The 18,195-nt window shown below is 68.9% G+C and carries 17 protein-coding genes and 1 tRNA gene; 3 read left to right on the top strand and 15 right to left on the bottom strand.

Annotation, left to right across the window (positions count from 1 at the left end; genetic code table 11):
* Positions 1–50: 50 nt before the first annotated feature.
* The 4 genes from ACFC3F_RS07000 to ACFC3F_RS06985 form a co-directional block, all read right to left on the bottom strand.
* Positions 51–860 carry a hypothetical protein gene (locus ACFC3F_RS07000; RefSeq protein WP_376127959.1) on the bottom strand — a complete coding sequence of 270 codons (810 nt, stop codon included), beginning with the start codon at positions 858–860 and terminating at the stop codon, positions 51–53.
* A gap of 271 nt (positions 861–1,131) precedes the next feature.
* Positions 1,132–1,203, bottom strand: a tRNA-Gln gene (locus ACFC3F_RS06995).
* 72 nt (positions 1,204–1,275) lie between these two features.
* Positions 1,276–2,790 carry a glutamate--tRNA ligase gene (gltX, locus tag ACFC3F_RS06990; protein ID WP_376127957.1) on the bottom strand — a complete coding sequence of 505 codons (1,515 nt, stop codon included), beginning with the start codon at positions 2,788–2,790 and terminating at the stop codon, positions 1,276–1,278.
* A gap of 11 nt (positions 2,791–2,801) precedes the next feature.
* Positions 2,802–3,746, bottom strand: a complete 945-nt coding sequence (locus ACFC3F_RS06985) for a LysR family transcriptional regulator (protein ID WP_376127964.1) — start codon at positions 3,744–3,746, stop codon at positions 2,802–2,804.
* A gap of 101 nt (positions 3,747–3,847) precedes the next feature.
* On the opposite strand from ACFC3F_RS06985, the gene ACFC3F_RS06980 reads away from it, so the two are divergent.
* Both ACFC3F_RS06980 and ACFC3F_RS06975 read left to right on the top strand, forming a co-directional pair.
* A complete protein-coding gene (locus ACFC3F_RS06980; RefSeq protein ID WP_376127955.1) occupies positions 3,848–4,450 on the top strand; it encodes a hypothetical protein in 603 nt (200 codons plus the stop codon).
* A 73-nt stretch (positions 4,451–4,523) separates the two neighbouring features.
* Entirely contained in the window at positions 4,524–5,573 is a 1,050-nt protein-coding gene (locus tag ACFC3F_RS06975) for an aminotransferase class V-fold PLP-dependent enzyme (protein WP_376127953.1), read from the top strand.
* Here the strand turns inward: ACFC3F_RS06975 and ACFC3F_RS06970 are convergent.
* From ACFC3F_RS06970 to ACFC3F_RS06950, 5 genes are read right to left on the bottom strand one after another with little or no spacing between them, the layout of a single operon-like run.
* A complete protein-coding gene (locus ACFC3F_RS06970) occupies positions 5,570–6,811 on the bottom strand; it encodes an MFS transporter (RefSeq protein WP_376127951.1) in 1,242 nt (413 codons plus the stop codon). The genes ACFC3F_RS06975 and ACFC3F_RS06970 overlap by 4 nt on opposite strands.
* A complete protein-coding gene (locus ACFC3F_RS06965; protein ID WP_376127949.1) occupies positions 6,804–7,577 on the bottom strand; it encodes a fumarylacetoacetate hydrolase family protein in 774 nt (257 codons plus the stop codon). The genes ACFC3F_RS06970 and ACFC3F_RS06965 overlap by 8 nt, the downstream gene beginning before the upstream one ends.
* A gap of 3 nt (positions 7,578–7,580) precedes the next feature.
* Positions 7,581–8,687: a branched-chain amino acid aminotransferase gene (locus ACFC3F_RS06960; protein WP_376127947.1), complete on the bottom strand. Its 1,107-nt coding sequence runs from the start codon at positions 8,685–8,687 to the stop codon at positions 7,581–7,583.
* Between the two features lie 45 nt (positions 8,688–8,732).
* On the bottom strand, positions 8,733–9,785 hold the full coding sequence (locus ACFC3F_RS06955; RefSeq protein WP_376127945.1) for a 3-isopropylmalate dehydrogenase: 1,053 nt from the start codon (positions 9,783–9,785) through the stop codon (positions 8,733–8,735).
* 9 nt (positions 9,786–9,794) lie between these two features.
* Complete coding sequence (locus ACFC3F_RS06950) at positions 9,795–11,327, bottom strand: MFS transporter (RefSeq protein ID WP_376127943.1); 1,533 nt, start codon at positions 11,325–11,327, stop codon at positions 9,795–9,797.
* 67 nt (positions 11,328–11,394) lie between these two features.
* On the opposite strand from ACFC3F_RS06950, the gene ACFC3F_RS06945 reads away from it, so the two are divergent.
* Entirely contained in the window at positions 11,395–11,940 is a 546-nt protein-coding gene (locus ACFC3F_RS06945; RefSeq protein ID WP_376127941.1) for a TetR/AcrR family transcriptional regulator, read from the top strand.
* 18 nt (positions 11,941–11,958) lie between these two features.
* Here ACFC3F_RS06945 and serA read toward each other — a convergent pair whose 3' ends face one another.
* From serA to ACFC3F_RS06915, 6 genes are all read right to left on the bottom strand, one after another.
* Positions 11,959–13,563, bottom strand: coding sequence for a phosphoglycerate dehydrogenase (serA, locus tag ACFC3F_RS06940; RefSeq protein WP_376127939.1), 1,605 nt, complete (start codon positions 13,561–13,563; stop codon positions 11,959–11,961).
* Between the two features lie 123 nt (positions 13,564–13,686).
* Positions 13,687–14,061 (bottom strand): bacitracin resistance protein, encoded by a 375-nt coding sequence (locus ACFC3F_RS06935; protein ID WP_376127937.1) that lies wholly within the window; start codon positions 14,059–14,061, stop codon positions 13,687–13,689.
* Positions 14,058–14,582 carry a DNA polymerase III subunit gamma/tau gene (locus ACFC3F_RS06930; RefSeq protein ID WP_376127935.1) on the bottom strand — a complete coding sequence of 175 codons (525 nt, stop codon included), beginning with the start codon at positions 14,580–14,582 and terminating at the stop codon, positions 14,058–14,060. The genes ACFC3F_RS06935 and ACFC3F_RS06930 overlap by 4 nt, the downstream gene beginning before the upstream one ends.
* Before the next feature lie 163 nt (positions 14,583–14,745).
* A complete protein-coding gene (ilvC, locus tag ACFC3F_RS06925) occupies positions 14,746–15,771 on the bottom strand; it encodes a ketol-acid reductoisomerase (protein WP_376127933.1) in 1,026 nt (341 codons plus the stop codon).
* Between the two features lie 89 nt (positions 15,772–15,860).
* On the bottom strand, positions 15,861–16,370 hold the full coding sequence (gene ilvN / locus ACFC3F_RS06920) for an acetolactate synthase small subunit (RefSeq protein ID WP_376127931.1): 510 nt from the start codon (positions 16,368–16,370) through the stop codon (positions 15,861–15,863).
* A 1-nt stretch (position 16,371) separates the two neighbouring features.
* Entirely contained in the window at positions 16,372–18,174 is a 1,803-nt protein-coding gene (locus ACFC3F_RS06915; protein WP_376127929.1) for an acetolactate synthase large subunit, read from the bottom strand.
* Between the last annotated feature and the right edge of the window lie 21 nt (positions 18,175–18,195).

The following is an 18,195-nucleotide window of genomic DNA, read 5'->3' as shown; positions in this document are numbered from 1 at the left end:
TCGAGCAGCTCGCCCTCGCATACCCCGAACGCATCAACCCCCACCTCTAACTACCCCCGCTGATGCCCACTTACACAGAAATCTTGACAAGCCCAGACCGACTCGGCGACGTCATCGGCATCGTCGTTCACGAACCAGACCGGAACGGGCACCTCGTTGTACGGCTCCGCCACGAACCGCGGGTCGGCATGCGTATCGGTGAACCTCGGCTGCGGCGCGAAGATCTGTTCGCCGATCTCTTCGATGTCGGCGAGGTCCTCGGTGCCGATGAACACCGCACTCGCGACGAACAGCGGGTGGTTGGCGACATAGTCCTGCAGCGCCGTGCCGCCCGACCCGTATCCCGCGATGTAGTGCACACCGTGCGTCGAGTAGAAGCTCCGCGCCTCCATGACCCGCAGCGCCGCCGTGATGTACGCCGATTCCGCGGCCACGGTTCCCCACTCACCGGATTCCTGGTCGGCCTCGAGGATGAACAGTCCTTCGTTGCGTTCGTCGGCGATGTCGATCCAGCCGCTCTCGTCGAGGAACTCCTCGGTGTCCCAGCCATCCGGCACGCTCACGATGGTGAAGTACCCGCGCAGGTACATGTCTTCGGGGATGTACACCTTGCTCGTTCGCGTCTTGTCGCCGACCGTGACGTTCTCGACGTAGTACCCGGTGACCGGCAGCACGTTACCGCGCATCGTGTCGATCACCGGCGGCCGTGGCCCGGTGTACGGCGCCGGGTCGAGCGAAGACCCTGACTTGATGTCGTCGGCGACGGCGGGCATCGGCCCCGCGAACGCCATCGCCACCGCCACTCCGGCAGCGACGAGTCCGGCAGTCCGCTTACGTAGCGAATCTCGTTTCATGTTCACGTATCCCTTGCTGATCCTTGCGAGAGCAAGCGATCACGGCGCCGGATGAGCTCTGGGAAACTGATCTCGACGGCTGCCTCGGCCTCTCGCCATTGAGCACATACGACTCTGACCTTGCAGCCCGCCACCGTTCACGGCAAGCAACCGTCCCATCCAGCGAGCCGGCGACGTCGGCGTTCGATACCGGCCAGGTCGTGGGGACATCGGCACCGGCACCGGCACCGGCCGCGAAAAGCAAGAAACCCCCGGATCACCGAGGGTTTTAGTCTTGCTGGGGTACCTGGACTCGAACCAAGAACAACGGAACCAGAAACCGCCGTGTTGCCAATTACACCATACCCCACCGTGGCGCGGCAGAGCCGCGCACAAGGATCAAGTTTAGCCCGCGATCGCGCGCAGACCAAACCGGCGTGTCTCAGCCGATCTTCTGCACGAGCGCACCGAGGCGGCGGATCGATTCCGCCTTGCCGAGCAGCTCCATCGACTCGAAGAGTGGGGGCGAGACACGGCGCCCGCTGACGGCGACCCGCGGCGGACCGTAGGCGACACGGGGCTTGAGACCGAGTCCCTCGATGAGCGCCGACGACATCGCCTCCTGCACGGCCGCGGCCGTGAACTCGGCTTCGGGGATCATCTCGATCGCACCGACGGATGCCACGAGCACCTCCCCCGCGTTCGCGGGAAGTCCGCCGAGCGCGTCTTCGGCGTACTCCACCTCGTCGGTGAACAGGAAGCCCAGCATGCCGGGCACCTCGCCGAGCATCTGCACGCGCTCCTGCACGAGCGGGGAAGCTTCCGCGATGAGTGCGAGCTGGCTCGGGGTGGGCGGGTCGGCGACGACGCCGGCATCGACGAGGTACGGCACGATGCGCTCGGCGAACTCGGCGGGCTGCAGCATCCGGATGTGGTCGCCGTTGATCGACTCCGCCTTCTTCTGGTCGAAGCGGGCGGGATTCGGATTCACATCGACGATGTCGAAGGCGGCGATGAACTCGTCGAGCGAGAAGATGTCGCGATCGGGTCCGATCGACCAGCCCAGGAGCGCGAGGTAGTTGAGCAGACCCTCGTGGATGAAGCCCTTCTCGCGCTGCAGGAAGAGGTCGGCCTTGGGGTCGCGCTTGGAGAGCTTCTTCGTTCCGGTCTCGCCGAGCACGAGCGGCATGTGCCCGAACCGCGGCACGAACGTCGTGACACCGGCGTCGATGAGCGCGGAGTACAGCGCGAGCTGGCGAGCCGTCGAGGGCATGAGGTCTTCGCCGCGGATGACGTGGGTGATGCCCATGAGCGCATCGTCGACCGGGTTGGTGAACGTGTACAGCGGCTGCCCGCCGGCGCGCACGATGACGAAGTCAGGGAACGACCCCGCGGGGAAGGTCACCTCGCCGCGGATGAGGTCGACATACGTGACGTCACCCTCGGGCACGCGCAGGCGCCACGCCGGCTCGCGCCCCTCGGCGCGGAAGGCGGCCTTCTGCTCGTCGGTGAGGTGGCGGTCGAAGTTGTCGTACCCGAGCTGCTTGGCACGGCCCGCGGCCTCATTGCGCGCATCGATCTCGGCGGCGGTCGAGTAGCTCTCGTACACGGCCCCGGATGCCACGAGTCGCTGCAGCACGTCGGCGTAGATCTCGCCGCGCTCGGACTGACGGTACGGCGCATGCGGACCGCCCGTCTCGACACCCTCGTCCCAGTCGATCCGCAACCACGTGAGCGCGTCGACGAGCTGACGATAGCTCTCTTCGCTGTCGCGCTCGGCGTCCGTGTCCTCGACGCGGAACACGAGCTTGCCGCCCGTGTGGCGCGCGTAGGCCCAGTTATACAGGGCCGTGCGGATCATGCCGACGTGCGGAATACCGGTGGGAGACGGGCAGAAGCGCACGCGCACGTCGGCGCCGTCGGCCGTCGTGGTGCGGGGATCGGGTGAAGAAGACATCGTCGCCCAGTCTAGTTGCGCGCGGCCGTCGCGACCGGGCCGGTCAGCGCACGGTCGAGCGCATCGAGCGCGGCGCGGACCGACGGCACGCGAGACGCTCCGTGCGCCGTCACGACGTGGAGCGTGCGGCTCTCGCCGGGCAGCGGCACCACAGTGAGTCCCGGCAGGAGCGGGAACGCGTCCACCGCGAGACGGGGCAGCGTCGCGACGCCGATGCCCTGTGCGACGAGACCCTCGACGGCGACGACGTTGTCGGTCTCGATCGCGATGCGCGGCGTGAACCCGGCGCGCCCGCAGAGCTCGAGCAGATGGCCTCGGCACCGCGGGCATCCGGCGATCCAGGGCTCGTCCGCGAGGGACGAGACCTCGAGCGTGCCGTCACGCGCGGCGGGGTGCCCCGCCGGCAGCACGGCGACGAGATCGTCGGTGCCGACACTGCGCAACGAGAGCCCGCGGGCGCTCATCCCGTGCGGGTCGTCGCGATCGCCCGGGTAGCTGAAGGTCAGCGCGATGTCGGCGCGATTCTCGCGGACGGCGTCGACCGCTTCGGGGGGCTCGGCCTCGACGTACGTGAGCGATACTCCGGGATGCCGCGCCCCGAGGTCGGCGATGAGGCGCGGCACGATCGTGGGAGACGCCGACGGAAAGCCGACGAGCCGCACGCGGCCCGAGCGCAGGCCCCGCAGTTCGGCGAGCTCTTCGGCTGCGGCATCCAGTGCCGTCGTGACGGCGGGCGCATGACGCGCGAGGATCCGGCCCGCCTCGGTGAGGCGCACGCCCCGCCCCACGCGCTCCACGAGCGCGACCCCGAGTCGGGTCTCGAGCCGCTTGAGCAGCTGGCTGATGGCGGGCTGGCTGTAGCCGAGGCGAGCGGCAGCGGACGTGATCGATCCTTCGTCGGCGATCGACTTGACGACGCGCAGCGCGTGCACGTCGAAGTCACTGTCCCCCGTCATCGAATCGGTCACGCCAGAAGCATAAGCCGCCGTGATGCTCACACACCCCCTGCCGCAACCTCCCCGTCGGACGTAGGCTCACCCCGAGCGAGGAGGACGTCATGATCCGTCACCACAGACCGCATGCCGCGGCGCTCGGAGCGGTGCTCACCGCGGTGTTCGCCCTCGGTCTCGTCGCGTGCGCGCCCGACCCGGCGGGACCCACGCCCGCGCCGACCGATACGCGTTCGCTCTCCCCCGCGCCCGAGACACCCGTCCCGGAGCCGCCACAGCCGCCCGCGGCGAATCTGCCCACGTCGTGCGACCATGTCGGCTCGACTCAGACACGCGCCGAGACGGTCGACCCCCTCGTGCTGCAGGGTGACGGCGAGGGCTTCATCCGCCCCGTTCCCCCCGACGCCGCCCTGGTGCTCGGGTGCGATTGGTTCGGCGGCGACACCACGGGCTACCTCGTGCTCATCAGCGAAGCGGATGCCGCGGCATCCGCTTCGTACATCGCGTCCCTCGCCGCCGACGGCTGGTCCTGCGGACCCGGTGCCGGTGGTGGTGATCTGTGCAGTGTGACGACGCCGAACTCGCAGTACCCCGTCGACACGGTCGAAACGGTCTATACGCGCGGCGATGTCTGGATCTACCAGTCCGCGACGAATCTCGACGGCGCCGCCCTCCTGGCAGATCTGCAGAGTTCGATCTGGGAATCGTGACATCACGATGTGTGATGCATGTGATCCATAACCTGGTCTAGACGAATGAGTCGACGCGGCGGAGCCTGAGGACATGGACTCACTCGTCGCCGCGCGCGCCGCTTTCGACGGCGGACGCGGCTATCTCGCGGCTTGCACGGCGGGCTTGCCTCCCCGCGTCGCACGCGACGCCGTCATCGCGGACACCACCGCGGCAGCACGCGGCCACATCGACATCGCCGGGTACTGCGCCGTCGTCGAGCAGACGCGCGGGCACTTCGCGCGCCTCGTCGGCGTCGGTGCGGATCGCGTCGCGATCGGCGCGCAGGCGTCGGTGTTCGCCGGACTCATCGCGACCGCCGTGCCCGACGGCGGCGAAGTGCTCGTACCCGAGGGCGACTTCTCGTCGGTCGCGCGACCCTTCGCTCATGCGGGCCGGGGAATCCGGCTGCGCACGGCGCCGATCGAGCAGCTCGCCGAGGCGATCACCCCCTCGACATCGCTCGTCGCGTTCTCGATCGTGCAATCGGCGACAGGGATCGTTGCCGATGTCGACGCGGTCGTGGCCGCCGCCGACGCGGTCGGCGCCCGCACGTTCGCCGATGCGACGCAGGCGGTCGGGTGGCTGCCGGTCGACGCCGAACGCTACGACGCCGTCGTGTGCCACGCGTACAAATGGCTGTGCGCACCGCGCGGTGTCGCATTCCTCGCTCTGTCGCCCGGCTTCGCGCGCGAGCTCGAACCGATCTTCGCGGGCTGGTACTCCGGGGCCGACCCGTGGGCGTCGTGCTACGGCCACGAGTTCGACCTCGCACCCGACGCACGGCGCTTCGACGTGTCGCCCGCGTGGCAGGCGTTCGTCGGCGCCGAACCCGCGCTCGCGCTGTTCGCCGCGCTCGACCGCTCGGCCGCGTACGACGAGACCACCGGGCTGGCCGCCCGCTTCCGCGACGGCATGGCGCTGCCGCATCCGCCGCGCGCGAGCGCGATCGTGACGTGGGCGGATGCCGCGGGCGACGACCTTGCGGCGCTCACGGCCGCCGGCGTCACGGCCTCGGGCCGCGCGGGCCGCACCCGGGTCGCCTTCCACATCTTCAACGACGACGAGGACGTTGACCTGGCGCTGCGTGCCCTCGGGCGCTAGTCGCGCGCCGTCACGAAGCGGCCTGCCGGGGCCAGCACGAGGACGGCGATGACGGCGATCCCCGCGACGAGCGCGAGTCCGCCGTAGCCGATGCCGCCGAGCACGATGCCGGCGAGGATCGCTCCGGCGGCCCCGACGAGGCTCATCGCGAAGTCGCTCAGCCCCTGGCGCCGTGTGCGGCGGTCTTCGGAGCTCGCTTCGGTCAGCAGCGTCGACCCCGCGACGGTCGATGCGCTCCAGCCGAGTCCGAGCAGCACGAGGCCGACCGTGACGGCGGCCGTCGAGTCCTGGCCGAACGACGCTGTGAGCAGCGCCGCGACCAGAAGGGCCTGGCCGACGAGGATCGTGGGCACACGGCCGATCCGGTCGGCCAGGATCCCGAAGACGGGTGCGAGCGCGTACATGCCGGCGATGTGCAGGCTGATCGTCATGCCGATCACGACGAGGTCGGCACCGTGGTGCAGGAGATGCACGGGCGTCATCGCCATGACCGACACCATGACGCCGTGGGATGCCGCGATCGCGAAGATCGCGAAGCGCGCGACGCGCGCGCGATCCGGCTTCGCGATGCCCGCGCCGATGCTCGTCGCACGATCGGCGACGACCCGCTGCGCGAGCAGGAGCGGGTCGGGGCGCAGCACGAGCAGGTACAGCACGATCGCCAGGCCCTGCCCCGCGACGGTGAAGAGATACGGACCCGTCAGCGCGGGCATGCCGATGAGCGACCCGAGTGCCTCTCCGGGCCCGGTCAGGTTCGGGCCGAGAACAGCGCCGATCGTCGTCGCCCACACGACGATCGACAGATCGCGCCCACGGGTGCGATCTGTCGCGAGGTCGACGGCGGCGAAGCGCGACTGGAGATTGGCCGCCTGTCCGCCGCCGATGAGCAGGAACCCGGCAAGCAGGAACGGGAACGATCCGGCGCCGACCGCGGCGATGACCATTGCGACACCGACCAGAGCCACCAGCATCCCGATCGCAAGCGAGATGCGGCGGCCGAAACGGCGCGCGAACGCGGCGAGCGGCACGGCGACGACCGCCGTGCCGAACGTGACGGCCGCTGTGGCAAGACCCGAGAGCGACTCGTCACCGGATACCTCCGCGGCCAATACGGCGCCGAGCGAGATGGTCGCCCCGAAAGCGATCCCGCCGAGGATCTGGCCGAGCGAGAGCACCCAGACGGAGCGTCGCTGGACGCGGGCGACGTCGTGCTCGAGGAGCGACGACGTGTCAGGCATCCGCGGCGCGCACGGCGTTTCGCAGGATCCCCAGCCCCGTGATGTCCACCTCGACGATGTCGCCCGGAGCGAGCGGGCCCACCCCTGCGGGGGTCCCGGTCAGGATCACGTCGCCCGGCAGCAGCGTGAAGGCCGCCGATGCATAGGCGATGACATCCGCGAGCGGGAAGATCATGTCGCTGAGCGGCGCCTGCTGCTTGACGTCGCCGTTGACCCGCGTCGTGAGCACGGCGTCGCCCGTCAGGTCGAACTCGGTTTCGATCGCGGGACCGAGCGGGCAGAAGGTGTCGAAGCCCTTCGCCCGCGCCCACTGCCCGTCGGTCTGCTGGAGGTCGCGAGCGGTGACGTCGTTGGCGATCGTGTATCCGAAGACGTGCTCGAGCGCGCGCTCGGCCGGCACGTTCTTCGCGACGCGCCCGATGACGGCCGCGAGCTCGCCCTCGAAGTCGACGCGCTCGGACTGCGGCGGGGTGACGATCGCGTCACCGGGACCGATGACGGCCGTGTTCGGCTTGAAGAACAGCAGCGGAGCGGTCGGCACCTCGTTGCCCATCTCGGCAGCGTGGTCCTGGTAGTTGCGGCCCACGCACACGATCTTCGAGCGCGGGATGACGGGCGCGAGCAGCGCGACATCGGCGAGGGGCACGCGTTCGCCCGTGGTGTCAAGGCCCGCGAACATCGGGTCACCCGCGAGCACGACGAGGTCGGCTTCGTCGACGATCCCGTACCGGATGGTCTCGTCGTGCCTGAATCGCGCGATCCGCACGGCTCAGCCGTCCAGCCGGGTGAGCCAGCCGTGCGGGTCTTCGCGTCGGCCGTACTGGATGTCGGTGAGCTCTTCGCGCAGCGACATGGCCAGCTCGCCGCGCGGCTGCACGTCTTCGAAGTCCCGACCCTTGAGCACACCGATCGGGGTGACGACAGCGGCGGTGCCGCACGCGAACACCTCGACGATGTCTCCGGATGCCACACCCTCACGCCACTCGGCGAATGCCATCGGCCGGGCCTCGACCGTGTGGCCGCGGTCGGCGGCGAGCTGCAGGATCGAGTCGCGCGTGATGCCCTCGAGGATCGAGTCGGACTGCGGGGTGACCACGCGCCCGTCTTTGTAGACGAAGACGACGTTCATTCCGCCGAGCTCTTCGACGTTGCGGTCCTGATCGAGGAACACGACCTGGTCGCACCCGTTCTCGTGCGCCTCGGACTGCGGCAGGAGCGACGCGGCGTAGTTGCCGCCGGTCTTGGCCGCGCCGGTTCCGCCGCGTCCGGCGCGCGCGTAGTCCTCACTGAGCCAGATCGAGACCGGCTGCACCCCGCCCTTGAAGTACGCGCCGGCCGGCGACGCGATGAGGTAATAGGCCACCTTATGGGCGGGACGCACGCCGAGGAACGCCTCTTTGGCGAACATGAACGGGCGCAGATAGAGGCTCTGGTCGGCGCCCGAGGGCACCCAGTCGCCGTCGACCGCGACGAGTTCGCGGATCGACTGCAGGAAGTACTCGACGGGCAGTTCGGGCAGTGCGAGGCGCCGCGCCGAGCGCTGCATCCGCAGGGCGTTCTGCTCGGGCCGGAACGTGTGCACGGAGCCGTCGGCGTGACGATAGGCCTTGATGCCCTCGAAGATCTCCTGCCCGTAGTGCAGGACGGCGGCGGCGGGATCGAGCGCGATCGGACCGTACGGCTGCACGCGCGGGCGGTGCCACCCGCCCCCGACCGACCAGCAGATATCGACCATGTGATCCGTGAAGTTCGTGCCGAACCCGGGATTGGCGAGGATCTCTGCGCGTTGCTGCGGCGTCTTCGCCGCGAGGTTCTTGGTGACGGCGAACTCGAGCGGATCGAGGCCGGCGTCGGTGTCTGAATCGATGAGGGTCATGTCACGTCCTGGCTGGTGGGTGGCGACGCGGTGTGCGGTTACAGATTACGCCTGCAGGCGTGCTGCGATCGCGTCGCCGATCTGAGATGTCGTGCGGGTCTGGCCGCCGCGGTCGGCGATGTCGGCTTCGACGGCGCGGGTGACGCGAACGGCCTCGTCCTGCTGTCCGAGGTGGTCGAGGAGCAGGGCGATCGACAGGATCGCGGCCGTGGGATCGGCCTGCTGCCGACCCGCGATGTCCGGCGCCGAACCGTGAACGGGCTCGAACATCGAGGGGAACGTGCCGTCGGGGTTGATGTTGCCCGAAGCGGCGAGGCCGATGCCACCGGTGACGGCGCCGGCCAGGTCCGTGAGGATGTCACCGAAGAGGTTGTCGGTGACGATCACGTCGAAGCGGCCCGGGTTCGTGACCAGGAAGATGGTTGCCGCATCGACGTGCAGGTAATCTACCGCGACGTCCGGGTGCTCGGATGCCACGGCGTCGACGATCCGCTTCCAGATTCCGCCCGCGTGCACGAGGACATTCGTCTTGTGCACGAGCGTGAGCTTCTTGCGCCGACGCTCGGCCAGGTCGAACGCGTAGCGGACCACGCGCTCGACGCCGAACGCCGTGTTGACGGATGTCTCATTCGCGACTTCCTGCGGCGTCCCGCGGCGGATCGACCCGCCGTTGCCGACGTACGGTCCCTCCGTGCCCTCTCGAACCACGACGAAGTCGATGTCGCCGGGCGCGGCGAGCGGTCCCGGCACCCCGGGGTAGAGCTTCGAGGGGCGCAGGTTGACGTAATGGTCCAGCTCGAAGCGCAGCTTGAGAAGGAGTCCACGCTCGATGTTCGCGTCCTTCAGCCGCGGGTCGCCGGGAACTCCCCCGACGGCGCCGAGCAGGATCGCGTCGTGACCGGCGATCGCCGAGAGGTCGTCGTCGGTGAGGGTGTCGCCCGTCTCGAGGTAGCGATCGGCACCGAGAGAGAACCTCGTCTTGTCGAAGCGGAGGTCGGTGCCCGCCGTTGCGGCATCCAGCACCTTCTCGGCCTCGGCGATCACTTCGGGGCCGATCCCGTCACCGGGGATGACGGCCAGCTTCACGACTCGCGACATTGTTTCAGCCTAGCGCCGGCGGCCCAGCGTCCCGGCAGCGATGACGGCCGCCAGGACGACGAGTCCCGCGCCGATCAGGGCCGTGACGACGACGCCCGCGTCGAAGGCGTGGGCAGCCGCGTCACGCAGCGCCTGGCCTGCCGCGCTCTCGAGGCCGTCCGCGACGTGCACGGCACCCGCGAGGGTCTCTCGCGCCGCGTTCTGGGCGGCAGCCGACAGCCCCTCGGGCAGAACGAGACTCACCCGGTACAGCGCCGTCAGGATGCCACCGAGCACGGCCGTACCCAGCACGGCCCCGAGTTCGTAGGCCGTCTCGGAGACGGCGCTCGCCGCTCCCGCCTTCGCGGGCGGCGCGCTGGCGAGGACGAGTTCGTTCGAGATCGTCTCGGCCGCACCGATGCCGATCCCGAGGGCGACGAACGCGCCCACGAGCAGCCCGAGGCTGTCGGGCCCCGTCGCGAACGCGACGATGACATAGCCGAGCACCGAGAACGAGAGCGCAGAGGGCACGACGATGTGCGCGGGATATCGCTTCGCGATCGGCACGACCAGCAGTCCCGCCGCGATCATGGCGGCAAGCCCGGGGACGAGCGCGAAGCCGGCCATCATCGGGCTCAGTCCGACGATGAGCTGCAGGTGCTGCGCGACGAAGAAGAGGAATCCGACGAGACCAACGACGCTCAGCAGGTTCACCAGGAGCGCACCGCTGAAGGTGGGGTTGCGGAACAGCCCCATGTCGAGCATCGGCGTCTCGGAGCGCAGCTGACGGCGCACGAAGAGCCAGCCGAAGACGATCCCCGCCAGGAACAGCAGCGGGGCGAGACTGAGCGGCCCGTACACCGCGAGCTCCTTGATCGCGTAGACGATCGGGATCATGGTGGCCAGCGACAGCACGATGCTCACGGGGTCGATCCGACCGGGCTTCGGGTCGCGGCTCTCGGGCACGAGCAACGGGGCGAGGACGAGCAGCGGCACGAGCACGGGAACGGCCATGAGGAACACCGAGCCCCACCCGAAGTGCTCGAGCAGGATGCCGCCGACGATCGGCCCGAGAGCCGATCCGGCCGAGAACATCGACGCCCATATCGCGATCGCGATGCGCCGCTGGTCGCGGTCGGTGAAGATCGTGCGCAGCAGCGACAGCGTCGAGGGCATCAGCATCGCACCGAACACGCCCATCCCCGCCCGCGCGGCGATGAGGAGCGCCGCCGACGGAGCGAAGGCGGCCAGCGCCGAGACGGCGGCGAACCCGGTGGCACCGAGCAGCAGCATCCGTCGTCGTCCGAACCGGTCGCCGAGGGTGCCCATCGTGACGAGGAGGCCCGCGAGCACGAGGGGATACGCGTCGATGATCCACAGCTGCTGCGCGCTCGAGGGCTCGAGATCGAGGGCGATGGCGGGCAGCGCGAAGCTCAGCACCGTGTTGTCGACCGACACGAGCAGCACGGGGAGCATGAGCACGACCAGGGCTGCCCAGCCACGCCAGCCGACACGCTGCTGGTGTTCCGCGCGAATCGCGGCCGTGATGGGGCCCGTTGTCATGAGGATGCCTTTCTAAACCGTCCAGACGGTATAGTAACAGGATGCCGACCGTGTCCGAGGCTCGCGCGTGAGCCGGCCTCCCCTCGCCCGTGAGAAGGTGCTCGACGCCTTCGAATCGCTGCTGATCGACGACGGCGAGCGTGCCGCGACGATGGATGCCACGGCTCGCGCCGCCGGTGTCTCCAAGGGCGGCCTGCTCTATCACTTCGCATCGAAGGATGCTCTCGAGCAGTGCGTGCTCGAACGCCTACGGCTGCTCGTTGCCGAAGATGTCGCCGCGATCCTCGAGGCACCCGAGGGCCCCGTCGCGTACTTCCTACGCTCATCGATTCTCGAAAGCACGCCGCTGGACCGGGCGATCGTGGCATCCGCCCGTCTCGCTCAGGGTGGCAATGCCGCCGCCGGTGACGCGCTGCGCGACATCCGTGAGCAGTGGGCGGACGCGATCCGGCCGTATGCGCCGGACAGCGCAGCTCTCGACCTCGTGATGCTCGTGAGCGACGGGCTCTACTTCAACACCGTGCTCGCGGGCGGTTCCCTCCCCGGCCCGACGCCTCAGGGCGCCGAGCTCGACGCACTGGTCGCCCTCGTCGAACGCGCGATCCGCCTCTGAGACGACCGGCTCGCGCCGTCAGGACTCGGTGATCTCGATCTGACGGAAGAGGTCGGCCTCGATGGCTGCGCTCACCTCGTCGAGCAGGTCGTCGGGCGCGGGAGAGTCGACCGTGAGCACCGAGAGCGCCTGTCCGCCGGCCTCACGACGCGCGATCTGCATGCCGGCGATGTTGATGCCCGCCTCGCCGAACTTCTGCCCGTAGACGGCGACGATGCCGGGGCGATCCTGATAGACCATGACGACGTGGTTGCGCTCGATCGGCAGCTCGATCGCGTAGCCGTTGATCCCGACGATCTTCTCGATCTGCTTCGTGCCGGTCAGCGTGCCCGACACCGACAGCTGCGAGCCGTCCGCGAGCGCGCCGCGCAGCGTGATGATGTTGCGGTACTCGGGACTGTCGTCGTCGACGAGCAGACGCACCTCGACGCCGCGCTGCTCTGCCAGCAGCGGCGCGTTGACGTACGACACCGTCTCGCTGACGATGTTCGTGAAGAGCCCCTTGAGCGCGGCGAGCTTGAGCACGCTGACGTCGTAGGCGCTGAGTTCACCGTGCACCTCGACGTCGAACGACGTGAGCGGAGAGTGCGCGAGCGCGGCGAAGATCTGGCCGAGCTTCTCGACGAGCGGGATACCGGGCCGAACGTACGGGTCGATGATGCCGCCCGCGACGTTGACGGCGTCGGGCACGAGCTCGCCGCCGAGCGCGAGACGCACCGAGCGCGCGACCGAGACGCCGGCCTTCTCCTGCGCCTCGGCGGTCGAGGCGCCCAGGTGCGGAGTGACCACGACGTTGGGCAGGTCGAGCAGCATCCGCGCGGGGCCGCCCTCGACGGGAGGCTCGGTCGAGAACACGTCGAGACCCGCGCCGGCGATCTCACCCGTCGTGAGGGCCTTGAACAGCGCCTCCTCGTCGATGAGCCCGCCGCGGGCGACGTTGACGACGTACGCGGTCGGCTTCATGCGGCGCATCTGCTCGATGCCGATCATGCCCGTCGTCTCGGGCGTCTTGGGCATGTGGATCGTGAGGAAGTCGCTCTGCTCGAGCAGTTCGTCGAGCGTGACCAGCTGAACGCCGAGGTGCTGCGCCCGCGCGCTCGTGACGTAGGGGTCGTACGCGACGACGCGCATGTCGAACGCCTGCAGCCGAGCCGCGATGAGAGCGCCGATCCGGCCGAGGCCCACGATGCCGACGGTCTTCTCGAACAGCTCGGTGCCCGTGTAGGCGCTGCGCTTCCACTCCCCCTGCGCGAGGGAGGCGTGCGCCGCCGGGATGCGCCGGGCGAGCGAGAGGATGTGGCCGATCGTCAGCTCGGCGGCCGAGATGATGTTCGACGTGGGGGCGTTGACCACCATGACGCCCGCGGTCGTCGACGCCTTGATGTCGACGTTGTCGAGCCCGACGCCGGCACGGGCGACCACCTTGAGCACGGGAGCGGCTTCAAGCGCCTCGGCGTCGATCTTCGTCGCTGAGCGGACGAGCACGGCGTTCGCGTCGGCGAGTGCGGCCAGCAGCGCGGGGCGGTCCGTCCCGTCGACGTGCCGCACCTCGAAGTCGGGGCCGAGCGCGTCGATCGTGGCGGGTGAGAGTTGTTCGGCGATGAGAACGACAGGCTTCGTCACGGTGGATCCTTCGGGTGCTGTGCGACGGCAGATCAGACGGATGCCACGCCGCACGCCATTGGGACGAGGCTGGCGCCCAGCCTAGCGCGCCGCGGGAGCCGTCTCCGACCGTGTGACGCCCGGTCAGCCGACCAGCGACGTTGTGTTGAGCGTCGTGTAAGCGATGACGTTGAGCCAGAACACTGCGACCAGCGCGAGGCCGGTGAGCATGACGAGCAGCAGCTCGTGCGGCCGTCGGCGCCATCCGATCGCGAACGCCGCGCCCCACGCAAGAAGCGGGAAGACGGCGGCGAAGATCCACACGAACCAGCCGAGCGCGTTCAGCGTGAATCCGCCTTGGCCGTAGAAGGAGAGCGTTTCGACCAGGTTTCCGATCGCGTTCCACACGGCGTAGGCATAGAACAGGCCGAGCACGCCCGCAACGGTCGCGATGAGCCAAACCGGCATCGCACGCGGGGCGAAGGCCGTCGCCGAGGCGTTCGTTGTGCTGTCGCTCATTGGCCTACCGCCCCGATCATGATGAAGGGCCACGGCATGAGGAGGGCGGCACCACCGACAAGCCATGCGAACCGCACCCATGGCCGCGAGCGTCTGGCCAAGACCAGCGTCGTGCTGATCCAAAGCAGCGGCGCGAGCACGGCGAGCCAGAGGCTCCCCTGGTACATGAAGTCGGTCACGAGGAACGGGCGCCGCCCTTGCAGGCGGAGTCCGCCGATGACCCAGCCGATCGTGTAGAGCAGATAAATCCCGCCGAGCACTCCGAGACCGAGCAGCGCCGCGTTGCCGGCTTGCGCCGGAGCAGCCTCGATGAGGGCGGGCTCTTCGGTGTCAAGGGCATCGCTGCCTGCGCCGACGGCACGATACCCGTCCGGCAGCGCGGGGTATCCGCGCGGCTCGGTGGTCGAGGGGACGACTGTGCCGGGCTCGGAGAGCGAGTCAGCGCCCCGTCCTCCCCCGTCATCGAGCGTCGGATCGTCGTCGCCCCAGGAGAGCGCGTCGTCTTCACGTCCGGATGTCACGCTGTTCAGCGTACTCGTCGCCCCGCGGACATGAAGGAGCCCGACTCCTTGTGAGGGTCGGGCTCCTTCCCATACGTCAGCGCGGCGCTAACGTGCCGCGCTGCCCTGATCTCGATACGCGCCTGCGGCGCTACTCGACCCCGGCACCTCTGTCAGCGCAGCTCTAGCGTGCCGCGCTGCCCTCGGTGTAACCCTCGTCCTGCTGCTTCCAGGCGAACAGCGAGCGCAGCTCGCGGCCGACGGACTCGATGGGGTGCGACGCCGCCTTCTCGCGCAGTTCGATGAATTCCTTCGCGCCGTTGTCCTGATCGTCGATGAAGCGCTTCGCGAACGCTCCCGACTGCACGTCGGCGAGCACGGCCTGCATGTTCTCCTTGACGGTCGCATCGATGACGCGCGGCCCCGAGACGTAGTCGCCGTACTCGGCGGTGTCCGAGACCGACCAGCGCTGCTTGGCGATGCCGCCCTCCCACATGAGGTCGACGATGAGCTTGAGCTCGTGCAGCACCTCGAAGTAGGCGATCTCGGGCTGGTAGCCCGCCTCGGTGAGCGTCTCGAAGCCGTACTGGACGAGCTGCGACACGCCACCGCAGAGCACAGCCTGCTCGCCGAACAGGTCGGTCTCGGTCTCTTCCGTGAAGGTCGTCTTGATGACGCCCGCGCGGGCGCCGCCGATCGCCATGGCGTACGACAGCGCGGTCGCCCACGCCGAGCCCGACGCGTCGCGCTCGACGGCGATGATGTCCGGGATGCCGCGACCGGCGACGTACTCGCGACGCACCGTGTGGCCCGGCGCCTTGGGCGCGACGAGGATGACGTCGACGCCTTCGGGCGCGTCGATGTAGCCGAAGCGGATGTTGAAGCCGTGGGCGAAGGCGAGCGTCTTGCCGGCCGCCAGGTTGGGCTTGATGTGGTCGTTGTAGATGCCGCGCTGGTGCTGGTCCGGCGCGAGGATCATGATGAGGTCGGCCCAGGCCGTCGCGTCTGCGACGTTCTTGACCTCGAAGCCCTCGTCGGAGGCCTTCTCGATCGACTTCGAGCCGTCCTTGAGCGCGATGACGACCTCGACGCCCGAGTCGCGCAGGTTGAGCGCGTGGGCGTGACCCTGCGAGCCGTAGCCGACGATCGCGACCTTCTTGCTCTGGATGATCGAGAGGTCGGCGTCGGCGTCGTAGAAGATCTCAGCCATGGTGTTTCTCCTTTTGCTTCGGTCCCCGAGCTGGTCGAGGGGTCGTGACCGGTCCTTCGACGAGCTCAGGAGCCGGAATGTGCGTATGGTCAGCTGCGCAGGACGCGCTCGGTGATGCTCTTGCCGCCGCGGCCGATCGCGAGCAGCCCCGACTGCGCGAGCTCCTTGATGCCGAACGGCTCGAGAGCGCGCAGGAAGGCGTCGACCTTGCCCTTGTCGCCCGTGACCTCGACGACGAGCGCATCGGAGGCGTAGTCCACGACCTGCGCTCGGAAGAGGTTGACGACCTCGAGCACGTTCGAGCGGCTCTGATTGTCGGCGCGCACCTTGATCAGCATGTGTTCGCGCTGCACCGACGACGCGTACTCGAGCTCCACGATCTTGATGACGTTGACGAGCTTGTTGAGCTGCTTCGTGACCTGTTCGAGCGGCAGCCGATCGACGTCGACGACGACCGTGATGCGCGACAGTCCCGGCACCTCGGTCACGCCCACGGCGAGCGACTCGATGTTGAACCCGCGACGCGCGAAGAGCCCCGCGACGCGGGTGAGCAGACCGGGCTTGTTCTCGACGAGAAGGCTCAGAACGTGCGTGGGCATCTCAGGCCTCCTCATCGAACGACGGCGAGTGGTCCCGCGCGTACTGGACGTAGCTGTTGCTGACTCCCTGCGGCACCATGGGCCACACCATCGCGTCGGCGCTCACCACGAAGTCGATGACGACGGGGCGGTCGTTCGTCTCGAGCGCGGTCTGGATCGCGGCATCCACGTCTTCTTCCTTCTCGACGCGGATCGCGAGACAGCCGTACGCCTCGGCGAGCTTCACGAAGTCGGGGATGCGCACGGTGCCGTGCCCCGTGTTGAGGTTCGTGTGCGAATAGCGGCCGTCGTAGAACAGCGTCTGCCACTGGCGCACCATGCCCAGTGAGGAGTTGTTGATGATGGCGACCTTGATCGGGATGTTGTTGATCGCGCAGGTCGCGAGCTCCTGATTGGTCATCTGGAAACAGCCGTCGCCGTCGATCGCCCACACGTGACGATCGGGCTGGGCGACCTTCGCGCCCATCGCCGCCGGTACCGAGTAGCCCATCGTGCCGGCGCCGCCGGAGTTGAGCCACGCGTTGGGGCGCTCGTACTTGATGAACTGCGCGGCCCACATCTGGTGCTGTCCGACGCCGGCGGCGTAGACGCCCTCGGGTCCGGTCAGCTCGCCGATGCGCGAGATGACGTACTGCGGTGAGAGCAGACCGTCGGTGGTCGGCGCATAGCCGAGCGGGAACTCGTCCCTCAGGCCGTCGAGGTACGCCCACCAATCGGCGAAGTCGGGCGTGGTCCCCTCGATGGCGCCGCGGAAGGCGGCGTCGAGGTCGACGAGCACGTCGCGCACGTCACCCACGATCGGCACGTCGGCGGTGCGGATCTTCGAGATCTCGGCGGGGTCGATGTCGACGTGCACGACCTTCGCGTTCGGTGCGAACAGCGCCGCCTTGCCCGTCACGCGGTCGTCGAACCGCGCGCCGAGCGAGATGAGGAGGTCGGACTCCTGCAGCGCGAGCACGGCGGGCACCGTACCGTGCATGCCCGGCATGCCGAGGTGCTGCGGGTGCGAATCGGGGAAGGCGCCGCGAGCCATGAGCGTCGTCACGACGGGCACGCCGGTGGTCTCGGCGAGAGCGAGCAGTTCGGCCGCCGCCTGCGCCCTGATGACGCCGCCGCCGACGTAGAAGACGGGCTTCTTCGCCTCGGCGAGCAGCTGCGCGGCCGCCTGGATCTGCTTGCCGTGCGCCTTGGTGACGGGCCGGTAGCCGGGCAGGTCGACCCTCGGCGGCCACTCGAACGGTGCCTCGGCCTGCTGCGCGTCCTTCGTGATGTCCACGAGGACGGGACCGGGCCGGCCCGTCGAGGCGATCTCGAAGGCGGCGGCGATCGCGCCGGGGATCTCGGCGGCATCCTTCACGAGGAAGGAGTGCTTCGTGATCGGCATCGTGATGCCGACGATGTCGGCCTCCTGGAACGCGTCGGTCCCCATCAGGTTCGAGAACACCTGGCCGGTGATGCACACGATCGGCACCGAATCCATGTAGGCGTCGGCGATCGCGGTCACGAGGTTCGTCGCACCGGGGCCCGAGGTCGCGATCGCGACGCCGACGCGTCCGGACGCTGAGGCGTACCCCTCGGCGGCGTGTCCGGCGCCCTGTTCGTGACGCACGAGGATGTGCCGGATCTCGGAGGTGTCCATGAGCGGGTCGTAGACCGGCAGGATCGCTCCTCCGGGCAGACCGAAGACGTCTGTGACGCCGAGCATCTCGAGCGATCGGACGACGGCCTGCGCTCCGGTGAGCACGGGCGCCGAAGCGGTACGGGCGGGCGGCCGGGGAACGGCCTGTGCGGATTCGGCGGGCATGTGTGATGGTCCTCGCAGAGA

This window comes from Microbacterium sp. NPDC055910 (genome assembly GCF_042271185.1).
Classification (GTDB): domain Bacteria; phylum Actinomycetota; class Actinomycetes; order Actinomycetales; family Microbacteriaceae; genus Microbacterium.
The sequence above is the reverse complement of the archived record's forward strand: the minus strand, read 5'-3'. Positions and strand labels throughout refer to the sequence as shown.

What these genes read in the sequence shown, in the direction of transcription:
- gltX (WP_376127957.1), bottom strand. Translation starts at nt 2,790, where the DNA reads ATGTCTTCTTCACCCGATCCCCGCACCACGACGGCCGACGGCGCCGAC.
- ACFC3F_RS06985 (WP_376127964.1), bottom strand. Translation starts at nt 3,746, where the DNA reads ATGACGGGGGACAGTGACTTCGACGTGCACGCGCTGCGCGTCGTCAAG.
- ACFC3F_RS06980 (WP_376127955.1), top strand. Translation starts at nt 3,848, where the DNA reads ATGATCCGTCACCACAGACCGCATGCCGCGGCGCTCGGAGCGGTGCTC.
- ACFC3F_RS06975 (WP_376127953.1), top strand. Translation starts at nt 4,524, where the DNA reads ATGGACTCACTCGTCGCCGCGCGCGCCGCTTTCGACGGCGGACGCGGC.
- ACFC3F_RS06970 (WP_376127951.1), bottom strand. Translation starts at nt 6,811, where the DNA reads ATGCCTGACACGTCGTCGCTCCTCGAGCACGACGTCGCCCGCGTCCAG.
- ACFC3F_RS06960 (WP_376127947.1), bottom strand. Translation starts at nt 8,687, where the DNA reads ATGACCCTCATCGATTCAGACACCGACGCCGGCCTCGATCCGCTCGAG.
- ACFC3F_RS06955 (WP_376127945.1), bottom strand. Translation starts at nt 9,785, where the DNA reads ATGTCGCGAGTCGTGAAGCTGGCCGTCATCCCCGGTGACGGGATCGGC.
- ACFC3F_RS06950 (WP_376127943.1), bottom strand. Translation starts at nt 11,327, where the DNA reads ATGACAACGGGCCCCATCACGGCCGCGATTCGCGCGGAACACCAGCAG.
- ACFC3F_RS06935 (WP_376127937.1), bottom strand. Translation starts at nt 14,061, where the DNA reads ATGAGCGACAGCACAACGAACGCCTCGGCGACGGCCTTCGCCCCGCGT.
- ilvC (WP_376127933.1), bottom strand. Translation starts at nt 15,771, where the DNA reads ATGGCTGAGATCTTCTACGACGCCGACGCCGACCTCTCGATCATCCAG.
- ilvN (WP_376127931.1), bottom strand. Translation starts at nt 16,370, where the DNA reads ATGCCCACGCACGTTCTGAGCCTTCTCGTCGAGAACAAGCCCGGTCTG.
- ACFC3F_RS06915 (WP_376127929.1), bottom strand. Translation starts at nt 18,174, where the DNA reads ATGCCCGCCGAATCCGCACAGGCCGTTCCCCGGCCGCCCGCCCGTACC.